Origin of the sequence: Clostridium rhizosphaerae (assembly GCF_016765585.1) — a bacterium.
In the GTDB taxonomy this organism is placed as follows: Bacteria; Bacillota; Clostridia; order Clostridiales; family Clostridiaceae; genus Clostridium_AT; species Clostridium_AT rhizosphaerae.
The window spans coordinates 13,363-27,934 of the sequence record NZ_JAESWC010000015.1 but is presented as its reverse complement, the minus strand read 5'-3'; the positions used below and the strand labels follow the sequence as shown (position 1 = coordinate 27,934).

Here is a 14,572-nt window from a genome sequence, read left to right as displayed (position 1 = left end):
AAATATGGATAATTTAAGCATCAACTATGGCTCTTTAAAGGGAAAACTTGCATTGGTTACCGGAGCAAGCAGGCTTAAGGGAATAGGAGCTGCAATATGCAGAGAACTTGCTCTTAGGGGAGCAGATGTATTTTTCACATATTGGACTAATTACGATAACTGCCTTTCTGTTGGCGTAAAATCAGATGAGCCTTACAGCCTTATTGAAGAATTAAGAGGATTTGGAATAAGAGTTGAAAGCATGGAATTAGATTTGTCAGATATAAATTCTTATTCAAAGCTTCTTAATAGGGTTAAAGAAACATTAGGTTATCCTGATATTTTAGTGAATAATGCCTGCTATTCTGTTAATGATAATTTTGAAAATATTACAGCAGAAAGTCTTAATGCTCATTACATTATAAATATAAGGGCAAATACCTTATTGAGTACTGAGTTTGCAAAAGGCTTTAATAAAGGCTCGGGAGGAAGGATTATTAACTTAACCTCCGGTCAGTCACTTGGACCTATGCCTGATGAACTGTCCTATGCAATTACTAAAGGAGCTATAGAAACAATTACATACACACTTTCTGCTGCAGTTGCTTGCAAGGGAATAACTGTTAATGCGGTTAATCCGGGACCAACAGATTCGGGATGGATTACTGAAGAATTAGAAAAGGAAATTATTAAAGCATTTCCTTTTGGAAGGATAGGTAAACCAGAGGATGCCGCTAGATTAATAGCATTTTTGGCAAGTGATGAGGCTCAGTGGATAACGGGGCAGGTAATACATTCCGAAGGCGGCTTTAAAAGGTAGGAAGCAATGTTAGGGTTATGATAAACGACTAAATAGCTACTTAACTAAGGATTTTTATAATATAAAACAGTTTTGGGTATAACTATAACGTGAATTTAATTAAATTTTTACGAAAGAAGGGATATCCATGAGTATTTTAAGAATCAAAAAGTTGTTTTTCATACTATGCGGGGCACTAGCTATTGCATTAATACCTATTAGCTCTGTAAGAGCAAGTGAGCCTGCAGGAGGACCTTTTAAGCTTCCCGACCTTCCCTACAGTTATGATGCTTTAGAGCCGTACATAGATACTCAAACTATGATGATACATCACGACAAACACCATGCAGCCTATGTTGAAAAGCTTAATGAAGCTGTAAATAAATATCCAGAGCTTAAGGATAAATCTCTTGAATATCTACTAAGTAATCTAGATAAGCTGCCTAATGATGTAAAAGAAACCATAAGAAATAATGGAGGCGGACATTATAATCACAGCCTGTTTTGGACTATAATGGGCAAGGACAAAGGTGGAGAGCCTAAAGGAAAGCTAATGGAAGACATAGTAAAGAACTTTGGAAGTTTTGATAATTTTAAAAAAGAATTTAAAACAGCAGCTTTAAACAGGTTTGGAAGCGGATGGGCATGGCTTATAAAAGATAGAGATGGAAAACTTAAAATTATATCCACACCAAATCAGGACAGTCCAATAATGGTTGGAATAACACCTATAATGGGCCTTGATGTCTGGGAGCATGCTTATTATTTAAAATATCAAAACAAGCGAGGAGACTATATAGATAACTGGTGGAAGGTTGTAAACTGGGATGAAGTTGAAAAAAGGTATAAATAAAATGTAAATTGAAGCACCTAGTAATTTCAAGATTAATTTTAAATTGCTGGGTGCATTTTGTGTTTAAAATGGTAATAGGGTATGGGGGAAGGATATGAAAAGACTTATTTATGTTTTGATAGTACTGCTGATTATAGCTTGTGCAGGGATTTATATCATAGTTAAATATGATATAAATATTAAATATTATCTGGAGCTGGGGCTTAAGCATGCGAAAAATATTAAAGGAGTAGAAGTGCCAGAGGAGTACTCCAATGCAGATAACAATAAAAACGGAACTCCTGACTGTATAGATGTAGTTAATGCAGCTAGAAAAGAAGCAGAGAACGAGACAATATATAAGGATGCATATTATGTTGGCGGATATCCTCCAGAAAATGAAGGTGTATGCACAGATGTTATTTGGAGAGGGCTTAAAGGTGCAGGGATAGATTTAAAGACCATGGTAGATAAAGATATTAAGCAAAATATGAATCTATATCCAAGGGTAAATGGAAAACCAGATCCCAATATAGATTTTAGAAGGGTTAAAAATCTTGATGTATTTTTAAAGAGAAATGCCGAAAATTTAACTAAAGAGCTTAAGCCCTTTGATGTAGATAATCTTAAGCAGTGGCAGCCTGGAGATATAGTTATTATAATGCAGCCTTTTGAACATATAGCCATTGTTTCAGATAAAAGAGATAAGGATGGAGTGCCTAAAGTAATTCATAATACAACACCTCACGCTAAAGAAAGCAGTAGTTTGGTTTATTGGGCACCTAATATTTATGGACACTATAGATGGAAGTATTAATTAAATAAAGAATTAAGAATGAATAATGAAGAATTAAATTGTATAGCAACGATATTTGCTATACAATTTTTATATATAAATATAAATAATATAGCTGCTATGCATAATACAAAAGAATATAGGAAGGAGATTTGCTTATGAGAGCAGAAATTTTAGCTGTAGGAACAGAGATACTGTTAGGTGATATCGTAAATACAAATGCTCAGTATCTTTCTAAAAGACTAGCTGATTTAGGAATATCGGTTTACCATCAAACTGTGGTTGGAGATAATGAGGAAAGACTTTTAAAGGCTTATACGCAAGCTTTTGAAAGAGCTGACATAGTAATAGCAACAGGCGGCTTAGGACCTACAAAGGATGATTTAACAAAAGAAATAGGTGCAAAGTATTTTAATAAAGAGCTGGTTTTACATAATGAATCACTAGAGTACATAGAAGATTATTTCAAAAGATTAAACAGAACTATGAGTGAAGGCAACAGAAAACAAGCACTTATTCCTGGAGGAGCTACAGTCCTTCCAAATCCTAATGGAACTGCACCGGGATGTATAATAGAAGGGAATAATAAGGTTTTAATAATGCTTCCTGGACCACCAAAGGAAATGATTCCAATGTTTGATAATCATGCAGTAAGATACTTGCAAAAGTTTTCGGATGGGATCTTAGTTTCAAAAATATTGAGGGTTTCTGGACTTGGAGAAAGTGCAATGGCAGAGAAGGTCCAGGATATTATAGATAAGCAGACAAATCCAACAGTTGCACCCTATGCAAAGGATTTTGAAGCAATACTTAGAATAACAGCTAAAGCAAATACTAAAGAGGAAGCAGAAAAACTTATTGTTCCTATGGAAAAAGAAATACGAGAAAGACTTGGAGATAATATTTATGCTGAAGGTGAAACCTCTTTAGATTTTGTTGTAGGAGAAATGCTGGTTAAGAAAAATTTAACTATATCTACAGCAGAGTCTTGTACAGGAGGACTACTTGCGGGAACATTAATAAATTATCCAGGAATCTCAACAGTTTTCATGGAAGGTGCTGTGACATACAGCAACGAAGCTAAGATGAAAAGGCTTGGAGTTAAGGGAGAAACACTGAAAAAATATGGTGCAGTAAGTGAAGAAACCGCTAGAGAAATGGCAGTTGGAATTGCAAGAGCTGCCGGAACAAATGTAGGAATATCTGTAACAGGAATAGCAGGACCAGGCGGAGGAACTGAAGAAAAGCCTGTAGGCCTTGTTTATGTAGGAATGTATATAAATGGTGAAACTAAGGTTAGAGAGCTTAATATGTCTGGAGACAGACAAAAGGTAAGAAATCGTACAGTAGTAAATATACTAGACTGGCTAAGAAGAGAGCTTTTAAATAGGTAAGTGCTTAAAACTTCTATGAATTTTCATAGAAGTTTTTTTATTATTCAGAAAATATCATTGCTATTACTTTGAGATTAAAGTATTCTAACAATATATGGATTGATAGGGGGAGAAACTATGGGGAAGATAAAGAGGCTTTTTGATCCTTACAAAGGTATGCCTAAAGAGATATATGTTATTTTTATATCCAGAGTTATAAACAGTATTGGAGCTTTTGTTTATCCTTTGCTGGCACTTATATTAACTGAAAAAATCGGTCTTTCAAAAGGAGAAGCAGGCACTTACATAACTATACTTAGCCTTCTTGGTGCACCAAGTATGATTATTGGGGGGAAATTAGTTGATACAATAGGCAGAAAAAGAATAATTATAATTTCCCAAGCACTTGGTGCAGTGGCAGTAATTAGCTGCGGTTTTATGAAGCCGAATATGACAATGACTTATGTGCTGGCTTTGTCGTCGCTTTTGTATGCGTTATCTTCACCGGCTTATGATGCATTGCTTGCAGATTTAACAACTCCTGAAAATAGAAAAGGAGCCTACTCCTTAGTATATATGGGGTGGAACTTAGGCTTTGCAATTGGACCTATCATAGGAGGATTTTTATATAAAAAATATCTTCCTTTGGTATTTATCGGGGATGGTTTGACTACAATAATTTCTTTAATTCTTGTAGTAATATACGTTAGGGAAACCATACATGATAAAACTGTTTCAGATACTGAAGAAAACAGGAAGCTTGAAAAGGAAGTTGAAGGCTCTGCATTTAAAGTACTTCTGCAAAGACCTATTCTTATATACTTTTCATTAATATTATTTTGTATTGATTTTGCATATTCACAATGGGGTTTTACACTGCCAATTCAGCTTGGAGAAATGTTTAAAGATAATGGTGCTGCTTACTACGGTGCTTTAGCAAGCTTTAATGGTTTGGTTGTAATATTATTTACTCCTCTTATATCAAAGATAACTCACCATACTAAGCCTATAAAGGTTATAGCCTTAGGAGGGTTATTCTATGGTATAGCATTTGGAATGTTTGCTTTTATAAAGATAATACCTCTGTTTTTCATTTCAATCTTAATTATGACACTTGGAGAAATAATGATATCAATAAATTCATCTACCTTTATAGCTAATCATACTCCAGCTTCTCATAGAGGAAGGATAAGCTCTATATTGCCAATGATTTTTGGAGCAGGTTATACTCTTGGACCTATGCTAATGGGCGGTTTTATTACAAACCATAGTATAGAAAGCGGATGGTTCTTTATCGGAGCATTAGGTGTTGTTTCAGCTGTGCTTATGAGACTTTTGGAGATAATGGACAGCAAAAATGCTGAGAATTAGAATTTAGTACTGGTACTTAAAAAAGTATATAATTAGAAAAAGCACTAATCTTTTATAGGTAAGTGCTTTTATTATTGTTCATAAATCCTTAAAAAGTTTTTTTCTGGAAATAGGTTGACAGTATTTTAACTTTCTTATATACTTTGATTATCAAAATAAATGATTTGATTATCAAAACATTTGAAAATCAAATAAATAGGAGAGGATATTATGAAACTACCTCCTTTAAATATAGGTGAGTTAGTAGCAGCAGTTCCAATAATTCAAGGCGGTATGGGCGTAGGAGTATCCCGTTCAAAACTTGCCTCAGCAGTGGCTAATGAGGGAGGGGTTGGAGTTATATCAAGTGCTCAAATTGGTTTTAGCGAGCCTGATTTTGAGACTAATACTGAAGAAGCTAACATAAGAGCTATGAAAAATGAAATTAGAAAAGCAAGAGAATTAAGCCCTAAGGGTATAATAGCTGTTAATGTAATGGTTGCAATGAATAACTATAAAGAAACGATTGAAGCTGTAGTAGAGGAAAAAATAGATTTAATAATCTCAGGAGCAGGACTTCCAACAGAGCTTCCAAAGCTTGTTAATGGTTCTAGTACAAAAATAGCTCCAATAGTTTCTTCAGCAAAGGCTGCAATGGTAATAACGAAGCTTTGGGATCACAAGTATTCACGCATACCAGATTTGGTTGTTGTTGAAGGACCGGAAGCAGGAGGACACTTGGGCTTTTCTAAAGATGAATTAATTTCAGAAAATAAGCCAAAGTTAATGGATATAGTAAAGAGTGTTATAGAAGTACTTAAGCCTTTTGAAGAAAAACATAATAAAAAAATTCCAGTAGTTGCTGCTGGAGGAATTTATACTGGTGAAGATATAGCAGAGGCTATAAAAGAAGGTGCAGCTGGAGTTCAGATGGCTACAAGATTTGTTGCTACAGAAGAATGCGATGCTGATATAAAATATAAAATGGCATACGTGAATTCGCGTAAAGAGGATATAAGACTTGTTAAGAGTCCTGTAGGAATGCCTGGAAGAGCTGTACAAAATTCCTTTTTAGAAAAGCTGGATGAAGAGAATATTAAGGTTACAAGATGTTATAACTGTTTAAAACCTTGTAATCCAGCTACAACTCCATATTGTATCTCTAAGGCACTTATTGAAGCTGTAAAAGGAAATATTGAAGAAGGACTTATATTTACAGGAAGCAATGCTTATAGGATTGATAAAATCGTAACTGTAAAAGAACTTATTAAGGAATTGACAGATGAAGCAGAAAAAAACCTCGATTAAGAAGGGGGATATATATATAAATTATGAGTAAAACTATAAATGTAGTAAATGAGCTTTTGGTAGATATTTTTAATGACATCTTAGTAATAGAACAAAGAGCTTTAAGCGAAGGTGAATTTAAAGATCTATCAATTACTGAAATGCATACTATTGATGCAATAGGAATGTATGAAGCAAGAAGTATGTCAGAGGTAGCTTATGATTTAAAGATAACTGTTGGAACTTTAACCACGGCTATCAATAATCTTGTTAAAAAAGGTTATGTAGAGAGAAAGAGAATCGAAGAAGACAGAAGAGTTGTTTTAGTACAGCTTACTAAAAGAGGAAAACTTGCTTATAGAATACATGATAAGTTTCATAAGGATATGGTAAGAGCTACTGTTGAAGGCCTAAGTGAAGAGCAGGAGCAAGTGCTTGTTGGTTCTCTTGAGAAGCTAAATAATTTCTTTAAGTCAAAATACAATTTGACTGAAGGTAAGGGAGAAAGATAATGAAAGAAGTTAAAATATTAGGAATAGGCAGCGCTGTTCCTCAAAGAGTTATGACTAATGAAGATTTATCTAAAATTGTGGATACAAATGATGAGTGGATAACAACTAGAACAGGAATAAGGGAAAGAAGAATTTCTGAAGGTGAAAATACATCAGATTTAGCTTCTAAGGCTGCACTAAACGCTTTAGATAAAGCAGGATTAAAGCCTGAAGATATAGATTTGATTGTACTGGCTACTTCTACTCCTGATGCATTAACTCCTGCAACAGCTGTATTTGTTCAAGAAAAGATAGGAGCTTTTAATGCAGCATGCTTTGATATATCTGCGGCCTGTTCAGGATTTATATATGCTTTAAATACAGCTTCACAGTTTATTAAAACAGGTCAAAGCAAGGCAGCACTTGTTATAGGAGCAGATGTACTTTCGAAAATAACTGATTGGACAGATAGAAGTACTTGCGTACTGTTTGGTGATGGTGCTGGAGCAGCAGTTTTAGTACCTAGTGAAGAAAAAGGAGTAACATCCCTATTTAATGGTGCTGATGGAAGAAAAGCAGGGGTATTGGGAATAAATTGTGTACCTGTTAAAAATCCTTTTGTAACACCAGAAAAGATTGATGATATAAAGATTTTTATGGATGGCAGAGAAGTATTTAAGTTTGCCACAAGCATTATTTTAGAGGCAATCGATAAAGTACTTAAAGACAGTGGATTAAACATTGATGATATAAAGTACATTGTGCCTCATCAGGCAAATTACAGAATTATTGAGTATGCTGCAAGAAAACTTAAACTTCCGGAAGAAAAATTCTTTATGAATCTTCAAAAATACGGAAATACTTCAGCAGCAAGTATTCCTATAGCATTAGATGAAATGCTTGATAAAGGATTAATTAAAAAAGGTGACAAATTAATTTTAGTTGCTTTTGGAGCAGGACTTACTTGGTCTGCAGGACTTGTAGAGTGGCAGTACTAAGAAAAATGAAGAATTAAGAATGAATAATTAATAATCATTGCATAAAATCCCTAACGGGATTTTCATAAATTAATAACAAAGATAAATAATACAAATAAAGATTAAATTGGAGGATGTTAAAAATGATATTTGAAAAGATTAGAGAAGTAATAGGAAGCCAGTTAGGAATTGATGAGGAAGAAATTAAGTTAGAGACAAGCTTTGAAGATTTAGGAGTAGATTCATTGGATCTTTTCCAAATAATAATTGAGCTTGAAGAAGCTTTTAATGTTCAAATTGAAGATGCAGAGAGCATCAAAACTGTTGAAGATGCAGTTAAGTATGTGGAAGCAAGAGTAGAAAATTAAGCTTGGAGGTAGCTATGTTTAAATCAGCTTTATGCGACATGATAGGAATAAAGTACCCTATTATTCAAGGGGGAATGGCTTGGGTTGCAGATAGCTCTTTAGCTGCAGCAGTATCAAATGCCGGAGGCTTAGGTCTTATAGCAGGAGCTAATGCGCCGGTTGATTATATAAGAGATGAAATAAGAAAGACCAAGGCTTTAACTGATAAGCCTTTTGGAGTTAACATAATGCTTTTAAGTGACAATGCTGAAGCTTTAGCTAAGCTTGTTTGCGAAGAAGGAGTCAAGGTAGTAACCACAGGTGCAGGAAATCCAGGCAAGTACATAGAGATGTGGAAAGCCCATGGGATTATAGTTATTCCTGTTGTTCCATCTGTAGCTTTAGCTAAGAGAATGGAAAGAACAGGGGCCGACGCTGTTGTGGCTGAAGGCTGTGAATCAGGAGGACACATTGGAGAGCTTACTACAATGTCCTTAGTTCCTCAAGTAGTCAGCGCAGTAAATATACCTGTAATTGCGGCTGGCGGAGTTGGTGATGGAAGAGGAGTTGCAGCAGCATTTATGCTTGGTGCACAAGGTGTGCAGGTTGGTACTAGATTTTTAGTTGCTGATGAATGTAATATTCATGAAAACTATAAACAAAAGGTTTTAGATGCAGGAGATATAGATACAGTTGTTACAGGAAGAGCAACAGGACACCCTGTAAGAATTTTAAGAAATAAACTAGCTAGACAATTCCAGCTTCTTGAGAAAAACGGTGCAGCTGCAGAAGAGTATGAAGAACTTGGAAGAGGTCGTCTACCTAAGGCTGTAAGAGAAGGAGATACAGACTTCGGTTCTGTAATGGCAGGGCAAATTGCCGGTCTTGTAAATAAAAAGCAAAGCTGCAAAGAGATAGTTGAAGAAATGTTCACTGAAGCAGAAGCAGTAATAAAAAAGTTTGTTTAAGGCCAGGAAATAGGAGGTTAAAGCCCTAAATGGGCTTTAACGAGCAATTAGCGAGCGGAAGCGAGTAATCGTTAATTGCTCAGTGCTTCCGACTGTAAGGAGGAGTTATGGATAAGGTTGCATTTATTTTTGCAGGTCAGGGTGCTCAATATGCGGGCATGGGAAAGGAACTTGCAGATAACATAGAAGCTTCTAAAAAGATATTTGAAGAGGCGGATAAGGCATTAGGCTTTGAAATTAGCAAATTATGCTTTGAAGGACCCAAAGAAAATTTAGATAAGACAGAAAATACACAACCAGCAGTTTTAACAACAAGCATAGCTGCACTTAAGGCATTAGAGGAAAAAGGAATTAAACCTGACTTTACTGCAGGACTTAGCTTGGGAGAATATTCTGCTTTAGTCTGCAGCGGAGTTTTAAACTTTAGCGATGCGGTTAAACTTGTTAGAAAAAGAGGAAGATTTATGCAGGAAGCTGTACCAGAAGGCGTAGGCACAATGGCAGCAATCCTTGGTTTATCTTCTGAGGATGTAAGAGAAATCTGCAGGGAAGCAAGTTCTTTAGGAATAGTTGAACCTGCTAATTTTAATTGCCCAGGACAAATAGTTATTGGCGGAGAAATTGAAGCTGTTAAGGCGGCTTCAGAAAAGGCAAAGGAAAAGGGAGCAAAAGTAATGCCTCTTTCAGTAAGTGCGCCTTTTCATACCTCAATGCTGAAACCGGCAGCTGATAAGCTTGAAGAAGAATTAAAAAATATTGAACTAGGAAATGTTAAAACTCCTATCATAACTAATGTAACTGCTGATTATGTAGGAAGCACAGAAGAAGTCAAAGAACTTCTTAAGAAACAGGTTATGAGTTCAGTGCTTTGGGAAAATACCATAAAGAGAATGCTTGATGATGGTGTTGATACCTTTATAGAGCTAGGACCAGGAAAAGTATTAAGCGGATTTGTTAAAAAGATTGATAGAAAAGTTAAAGTAGTAAATATAGAAGATATGAAGTCTTTAGAAAAGGCTGTAGAAACATTAAATAGTCAGGAGAGATAAGTTATGCTAACTGGAAAGGTTGCAGTAGTAACTGGAGCAGGAAGAGGAATTGGAAGAGCAATAGCTTTGAAGTTGTCAAAGCTTGGAGCCAGTGTAGTTATTAATTATAGAAGCAGTATAAAAGAAGCGCAGGAGCTTATTGACGAGATAAAAAGTAACGGTGGAAATGCAGAGGCTGTTCAAGGAGATGTAAGCAGTCTTGAAGATGCTGAAAAAGTTATAAAGTTTGCTGTAGAGAAGTTTGGAAGATTGGATATACTTGTTAATAATGCAGGCATAACAAAAGATACTCTTTTACTTAGAATGAAGGAAGAAGATTTCGACAAAGTATTGGAAGTAAATCTAAAAGGCGTGTTTAATTGTACAAAACATGCCAGTGCCATAATGCTTAAGCAAAAGAGCGGAAGAATAATAAACATTTCTTCAGTAATCGGTCTTATTGGTAATGCAGGTCAGGCGAATTATGCTGCAGCAAAGGCGGGCATAATTGGTTTTACAAAATCTATTGCAAAGGAATTAGGCGGCAGAGGAATAACAGTTAATGCAATAGCACCAGGCTTTATATCTACTGATATGACTGAAGTTTTATCAGATAAAGTTAAGGAAAAGCTTTTGGAAAACGTGCCGCTTAGAAAACTTGGAAGTCCTGAAGATGTAGCTAATTTAGCAGGTTTTTTAGCCTCTGATAATGCAAGCTATATTACAGGTCAGGTTATAAATGTTGATGGCGGTATGGTAATGTAAAAATTTAAGAGGATGGTATCGATATGAAAAATAGAGTAGTTGTTACTGGAATGGGAGCGATAACTCCAGTAGGTAATGATGTTAATAGTTTTTGGAAGGGTATTAAAGAGGGAAAGTGTGGAGTAGATTTTATTACACACTTTGATACAGAAAAATTTAAGGTTAAAGTTGCAGCTGAGGTTAAGGATTTTAAACCTGAAGATTATGTTGACAGAAAAGAAGCAAGAAGAATGGACAGATACTGTCAATTTGCGATGGCAGCAGCTAAAGAGGCTGTTGAAGACTCAGGACTCGATTTAGAAAGTATAGATAAAGAAAGATTAGGAGTAGTTGTTGGTTCAGGTATAGGTGGACTTTCTACAATAGAAAAGGAAGTTAGAAACTTAGTTGAAAAAGGACCAAACAGGGTATCACCTTTATTTATACCAATGGCAATAAGCAACATGGCTGCAGGTAATATTGCTATAAAATACGGAGCAAAGGGTATGTGTACTTCCGTAGTTACAGCTTGTGCTACCGGAACCAATGCTATTGGAGATGCCTTAAGACTTCTTCAGCTTGGAGCAGCAGATGTGATTATAGCTGGAGGAGCAGAAGGCTCTATTACTGAAATAGCAGTTGCAGGTTTTACAAATATGACTGCATTAACTAACAGCAATGATCCTAAAAATGCTTCAACTCCTTTTGATGCAAACAGAAGCGGTTTTGTAATTGGAGAAGGTGCTGGAATTTTAATTTTAGAAACACTTGAGCATGCACAAAAAAGAGGAGCAAAAATTTATGCTGAGCTTGTTGGCTACGGATCAACCTGCGACGCTTACCATATGACAGCACCAGCACCAGATGGTGAAGGCGGTGCAAGGGCAATGAAGCTTGCTATAGAAGATGCAGGAATAGAACCTTCTGAAGTTTCATATATTAATGCTCATGGAACAAGTACTCCTTTTAATGACAAATTTGAAACTATGGCTATTAAAACTGTATTAGGTGAATATGCTTATAAAGTACCTGTAAGCTCAACGAAATCTATGACTGGACATTTATTAGGAGCAGCAGGAGCTATTGAAGGTATTGTATGCATAAAGGCAATAGAAGAAGGTTTTGTGCCTCCAACTATAGGCTACAGTACACCTGATCCAGATTGTGATTTAGACTATGTTCCAAACACAGGCAGAAAAGCTGAAGTAAAATATGCAATGTCCAACTCTTTAGGTTTTGGCGGGCATAATGCAACTGTTGTTTTTAAAGTTTGGAATGAAAAATAAGGAGAGAAAATTATGGATTATAAAGCAATCCAAGAATTGATAAAGACAGTAAGCGATTCTAAATTAACTCTTGTAGAACTTGAAACAGAAGGTATAAAGATAAAGCTTGAGAAAAAGCAGGAGACTGCAGTAGAAAAAATTACTGAAACTATTAAAAAGGTTTCAGTGGAGGAGATACCTCAAGCGGCAGCTGAGCTCATGACTTCAGAAGAAAAAGTGCAGCCAAGAGTTGAAGAAGTTAAAAAAGAAGGCACTATTGTAACTTCTCCTATAGTAGGAACTTTTTATGCTTCCCAGGGGCCAGATAAAGAATCTTTTGTAAAAGTAGGAAGCAGAGTTAAAAAGGGAGATACTCTTTGTATTATAGAAGCTATGAAGCTTATGAACGAAATAGATAGTGAAGTAGATGGAGAAGTAGTAGAAGTTCTAGTTGAAAATGAACAAATGGTTGAATATGGTCAGCCATTATTTAGAATTATATAATAGGGAGAAGCTTATGTTAAATATAAAAGAAATTCAGGAAATATTACCTCATAGGTATCCTTTCCTTCTTATAGATAAAATCGAGAGTTTAGAACCTGGCATTAAAGCTGTAGGCTATAAAAATGTAACCTTCAATGAATATTTCTTTCAAGGACATTTTCCAGAGGAGCCTGTAATGCCTGGAGTACTTATAATTGAAGCATTAGCTCAGGTTGGAGCAGTAGCAATGTTAAGCCTTGAAGAATTTAAAGGTAAAATAGGCTACTTTACAGGAATAGACAGAGCTAAGTTTAGAAAAAAAGTATTTCCTGGTGATACATTAAGGCTTGAGGTTGAGATTATTAAGAGAAAAGGACCTGTTGGAATAGGAAAAGCAATTGCCTATGTTGATGATAAAAAAGCGGCAGAAGCCGAGTTATCATTTATAGTTCAGTAAAATATTGAACTATTGGCAGGGCGGGTTTATGAGGAGAGAAAAGTATGTTTAAGAAGATACTTATTGCAAACAGAGGAGAAATAGCTGTTAGAATCATAAGAGCCTGCAGAGAAATGGGAATAGAAACTGTTGCCGTTTATTCACAGACTGATAAAGATGCTCTTCATACAGAAATGGCAGATGAAGCTATTTGCATAGGACCAGCAAGGGCAAGAGACAGCTATCTGAATATGCAAAATATTATAAGTGCTACAGTACTTTCTGGTGCTGAAGCTATACATCCTGGTTTTGGATTTTTATCTGAAAACAGTGAGTTTGCTCAGATGTGCAAAGAATGTAATATCACTTTTATAGGTCCTGATCCTGAAAGTATGGATAAGATGGGCAACAAGTCAAAGGCTAGAGAAATTATGATGGAGGCTAATGTTCCTGTTGTTCCGGGGTCTGCCGGGGCAATAGAAACTATTGAGGAAGGGCTTAAGCTTGCTGAAAAAATAGGCTATCCTGTGCTCGTTAAGGCTTCAGCAGGAGGTGGCGGCAGAGGTATAAGAATAGTTAAGTACCCTGAAGAGTTTTCTAAGGCTTTTGAAACTGCAAAGTCTGAAGCTAAAAGTGCTTTTGGCGATGATACTATGTATGTTGAAAAGTTTGTTGAGAATCCAAGGCATATAGAGTTTCAAATACTAGCGGATAACTATGGAAATACTATTTATCTTGGGGAAAGAGACTGCTCAATACAAAGAAGAAACCAAAAGGTTTTAGAAGAAGCTCCATCACCTGTAATGAGTGAGGCTTTAAGAAAAGAAATGGGAGAAGTAGCTGTGAAGGCTGCTAAAGCTGTTAATTATAAAAATGCTGGAACTATTGAGTTTCTTTTTGATAAGCATGGTAAGTACTACTTTATGGAAATGAATACTCGTATTCAGGTTGAGCATCCTATAACTGAAATGGTTACCGGATTAGACCTGATAAAAGAGCAGATAAGAATAGCAGCAGGAGAAAGACTTCAGATTTCTCAGGAGGATGTAAAAATAAGTGGTCATGCTATAGAATGCCGTATTAATGCTGAAAATCCTGAACAGGGCTTCAGACCATCTCCAGGGAAAATCCAGAGACTGCATATACCAGGAGGTCTTGGAGTAAGATTAGATAGTGCTGCTTATCAGGGATATGTAATACCTCCTACCTATGATTCTATGATAGGTAAACTTATCGTTCATGGAAAAACTCGTGAAGAAGCTATTAATAGAATGAAAAGAGCTCTTGGTGAGTTTGTAATAGATGGAATAGATACTAATATAGAGTTTCAATTTGAAATTTTAAGCAATGAAGTATTTGCAAGCGGGAATTTTGACACAGGCTTTATTGCAAATGTGCTTAAAATCAATGTTTAATC

16 protein-coding genes are annotated in these 14,572 nt (G+C 35.7%); all 16 read left to right on the top strand.

Annotation, left to right across the window (positions count from 1 at the left end):
* Positions 1-4 precede the first annotated feature (4 nt).
* The 16 genes from JK636_RS18310 (at position 5) to JK636_RS18235 (ending at position 14,570) form a co-directional block, all read left to right on the top strand.
* A complete protein-coding gene (locus JK636_RS18310; RefSeq protein WP_202750430.1) occupies positions 5-799 on the top strand; it encodes an SDR family oxidoreductase in 795 nt (264 codons plus the stop codon).
* 127 nt (positions 800-926) lie between these two features.
* Complete coding sequence (locus JK636_RS18305; protein WP_202750429.1) at positions 927-1,631, top strand: superoxide dismutase; 705 nt, start codon at positions 927-929, stop codon at positions 1,629-1,631.
* 94 nt (positions 1,632-1,725) lie between these two features.
* A complete protein-coding gene (locus JK636_RS18300; RefSeq protein ID WP_202750428.1) occupies positions 1,726-2,427 on the top strand; it encodes a DUF1287 domain-containing protein in 702 nt (233 codons plus the stop codon).
* Positions 2,428-2,564: 137 nt separating this feature from the next.
* A complete protein-coding gene (locus tag JK636_RS18295) occupies positions 2,565-3,800 on the top strand; it encodes a competence/damage-inducible protein A (RefSeq protein WP_202750427.1) in 1,236 nt (411 codons plus the stop codon).
* Positions 3,801-3,917: 117 nt separating this feature from the next.
* Positions 3,918-5,150 (top strand): MDR family MFS transporter, encoded by a 1,233-nt coding sequence (locus JK636_RS18290; protein ID WP_202750426.1) that lies wholly within the window; start codon positions 3,918-3,920, stop codon positions 5,148-5,150.
* A 210-nt stretch (positions 5,151-5,360) separates the two neighbouring features.
* Positions 5,361-6,437, top strand: coding sequence for an NAD(P)H-dependent flavin oxidoreductase (locus tag JK636_RS18285; RefSeq protein WP_202750425.1), 1,077 nt, complete (start codon positions 5,361-5,363; stop codon positions 6,435-6,437).
* Between the two features lie 23 nt (positions 6,438-6,460).
* A complete protein-coding gene (locus JK636_RS18280; RefSeq protein WP_202750424.1) occupies positions 6,461-6,928 on the top strand; it encodes a MarR family winged helix-turn-helix transcriptional regulator in 468 nt (155 codons plus the stop codon).
* Entirely contained in the window at positions 6,928-7,905 is a 978-nt protein-coding gene (locus JK636_RS18275) for a beta-ketoacyl-ACP synthase III (RefSeq protein WP_202750423.1), read from the top strand. Before JK636_RS18280 ends, JK636_RS18275 begins: the two co-directional genes overlap by 1 nt.
* A gap of 122 nt (positions 7,906-8,027) precedes the next feature.
* Positions 8,028-8,252 carry an acyl carrier protein gene (gene acpP / locus JK636_RS18270; RefSeq protein WP_202750422.1) on the top strand — a complete coding sequence of 75 codons (225 nt, stop codon included), beginning with the start codon at positions 8,028-8,030 and terminating at the stop codon, positions 8,250-8,252.
* 14 nt (positions 8,253-8,266) lie between these two features.
* Positions 8,267-9,199: an enoyl-[acyl-carrier-protein] reductase FabK gene (gene fabK, locus JK636_RS18265; RefSeq protein ID WP_021655651.1), complete on the top strand. Its 933-nt coding sequence runs from the start codon at positions 8,267-8,269 to the stop codon at positions 9,197-9,199.
* Positions 9,200-9,306: 107 nt separating this feature from the next.
* Complete coding sequence (fabD, locus tag JK636_RS18260) at positions 9,307-10,248, top strand: ACP S-malonyltransferase (protein ID WP_202750421.1); 942 nt, start codon at positions 9,307-9,309, stop codon at positions 10,246-10,248.
* Between the two features lie 3 nt (positions 10,249-10,251).
* Positions 10,252-10,992, top strand: coding sequence for a 3-oxoacyl-[acyl-carrier-protein] reductase (gene fabG, locus JK636_RS18255; RefSeq protein WP_202750420.1), 741 nt, complete (start codon positions 10,252-10,254; stop codon positions 10,990-10,992).
* Positions 10,993-11,015: 23 nt separating this feature from the next.
* On the top strand, positions 11,016-12,257 hold the full coding sequence (gene fabF, locus JK636_RS18250) for a beta-ketoacyl-ACP synthase II (protein WP_202750419.1): 1,242 nt from the start codon (positions 11,016-11,018) through the stop codon (positions 12,255-12,257).
* 12 nt (positions 12,258-12,269) lie between these two features.
* Complete coding sequence (gene accB, locus JK636_RS18245; RefSeq protein ID WP_202750418.1) at positions 12,270-12,740, top strand: acetyl-CoA carboxylase biotin carboxyl carrier protein; 471 nt, start codon at positions 12,270-12,272, stop codon at positions 12,738-12,740.
* A 13-nt stretch (positions 12,741-12,753) separates the two neighbouring features.
* On the top strand, positions 12,754-13,176 hold the full coding sequence (gene fabZ, locus JK636_RS18240) for a 3-hydroxyacyl-ACP dehydratase FabZ (RefSeq protein ID WP_034570701.1): 423 nt from the start codon (positions 12,754-12,756) through the stop codon (positions 13,174-13,176).
* Between the two features lie 44 nt (positions 13,177-13,220).
* Positions 13,221-14,570: an acetyl-CoA carboxylase biotin carboxylase subunit gene (locus JK636_RS18235; RefSeq protein ID WP_202750417.1), complete on the top strand. Its 1,350-nt coding sequence runs from the start codon at positions 13,221-13,223 to the stop codon at positions 14,568-14,570.
* Positions 14,571-14,572: the final 2 nt, after the last annotated feature.

What these genes read in the sequence shown, in the direction of transcription:
- accB (WP_202750418.1), top strand. Translation starts at nt 12,270, where the DNA reads ATGGATTATAAAGCAATCCAAGAATTGATAAAGACAGTAAGCGATTCT.
- JK636_RS18295 (WP_202750427.1), top strand. Translation starts at nt 2,565, where the DNA reads ATGAGAGCAGAAATTTTAGCTGTAGGAACAGAGATACTGTTAGGTGAT.
- JK636_RS18290 (WP_202750426.1), top strand. Translation starts at nt 3,918, where the DNA reads ATGGGGAAGATAAAGAGGCTTTTTGATCCTTACAAAGGTATGCCTAAA.
- fabZ (WP_034570701.1), top strand. Translation starts at nt 12,754, where the DNA reads ATGTTAAATATAAAAGAAATTCAGGAAATATTACCTCATAGGTATCCT.
- JK636_RS18310 (WP_202750430.1), top strand. Translation starts at nt 5, where the DNA reads ATGGATAATTTAAGCATCAACTATGGCTCTTTAAAGGGAAAACTTGCA.
- acpP (WP_202750422.1), top strand. Translation starts at nt 8,028, where the DNA reads ATGATATTTGAAAAGATTAGAGAAGTAATAGGAAGCCAGTTAGGAATT.
- JK636_RS18305 (WP_202750429.1), top strand. Translation starts at nt 927, where the DNA reads ATGAGTATTTTAAGAATCAAAAAGTTGTTTTTCATACTATGCGGGGCA.
- fabD (WP_202750421.1), top strand. Translation starts at nt 9,307, where the DNA reads ATGGATAAGGTTGCATTTATTTTTGCAGGTCAGGGTGCTCAATATGCG.
- fabG (WP_202750420.1), top strand. Translation starts at nt 10,252, where the DNA reads ATGCTAACTGGAAAGGTTGCAGTAGTAACTGGAGCAGGAAGAGGAATT.
- fabK (WP_021655651.1), top strand. Translation starts at nt 8,267, where the DNA reads ATGTTTAAATCAGCTTTATGCGACATGATAGGAATAAAGTACCCTATT.
- fabF (WP_202750419.1), top strand. Translation starts at nt 11,016, where the DNA reads ATGAAAAATAGAGTAGTTGTTACTGGAATGGGAGCGATAACTCCAGTA.
- JK636_RS18275 (WP_202750423.1), top strand. Translation starts at nt 6,928, where the DNA reads ATGAAAGAAGTTAAAATATTAGGAATAGGCAGCGCTGTTCCTCAAAGA.
- JK636_RS18235 (WP_202750417.1), top strand. Translation starts at nt 13,221, where the DNA reads ATGTTTAAGAAGATACTTATTGCAAACAGAGGAGAAATAGCTGTTAGA.
- JK636_RS18285 (WP_202750425.1), top strand. Translation starts at nt 5,361, where the DNA reads ATGAAACTACCTCCTTTAAATATAGGTGAGTTAGTAGCAGCAGTTCCA.
- JK636_RS18300 (WP_202750428.1), top strand. Translation starts at nt 1,726, where the DNA reads ATGAAAAGACTTATTTATGTTTTGATAGTACTGCTGATTATAGCTTGT.
- JK636_RS18280 (WP_202750424.1), top strand. Translation starts at nt 6,461, where the DNA reads ATGAGTAAAACTATAAATGTAGTAAATGAGCTTTTGGTAGATATTTTT.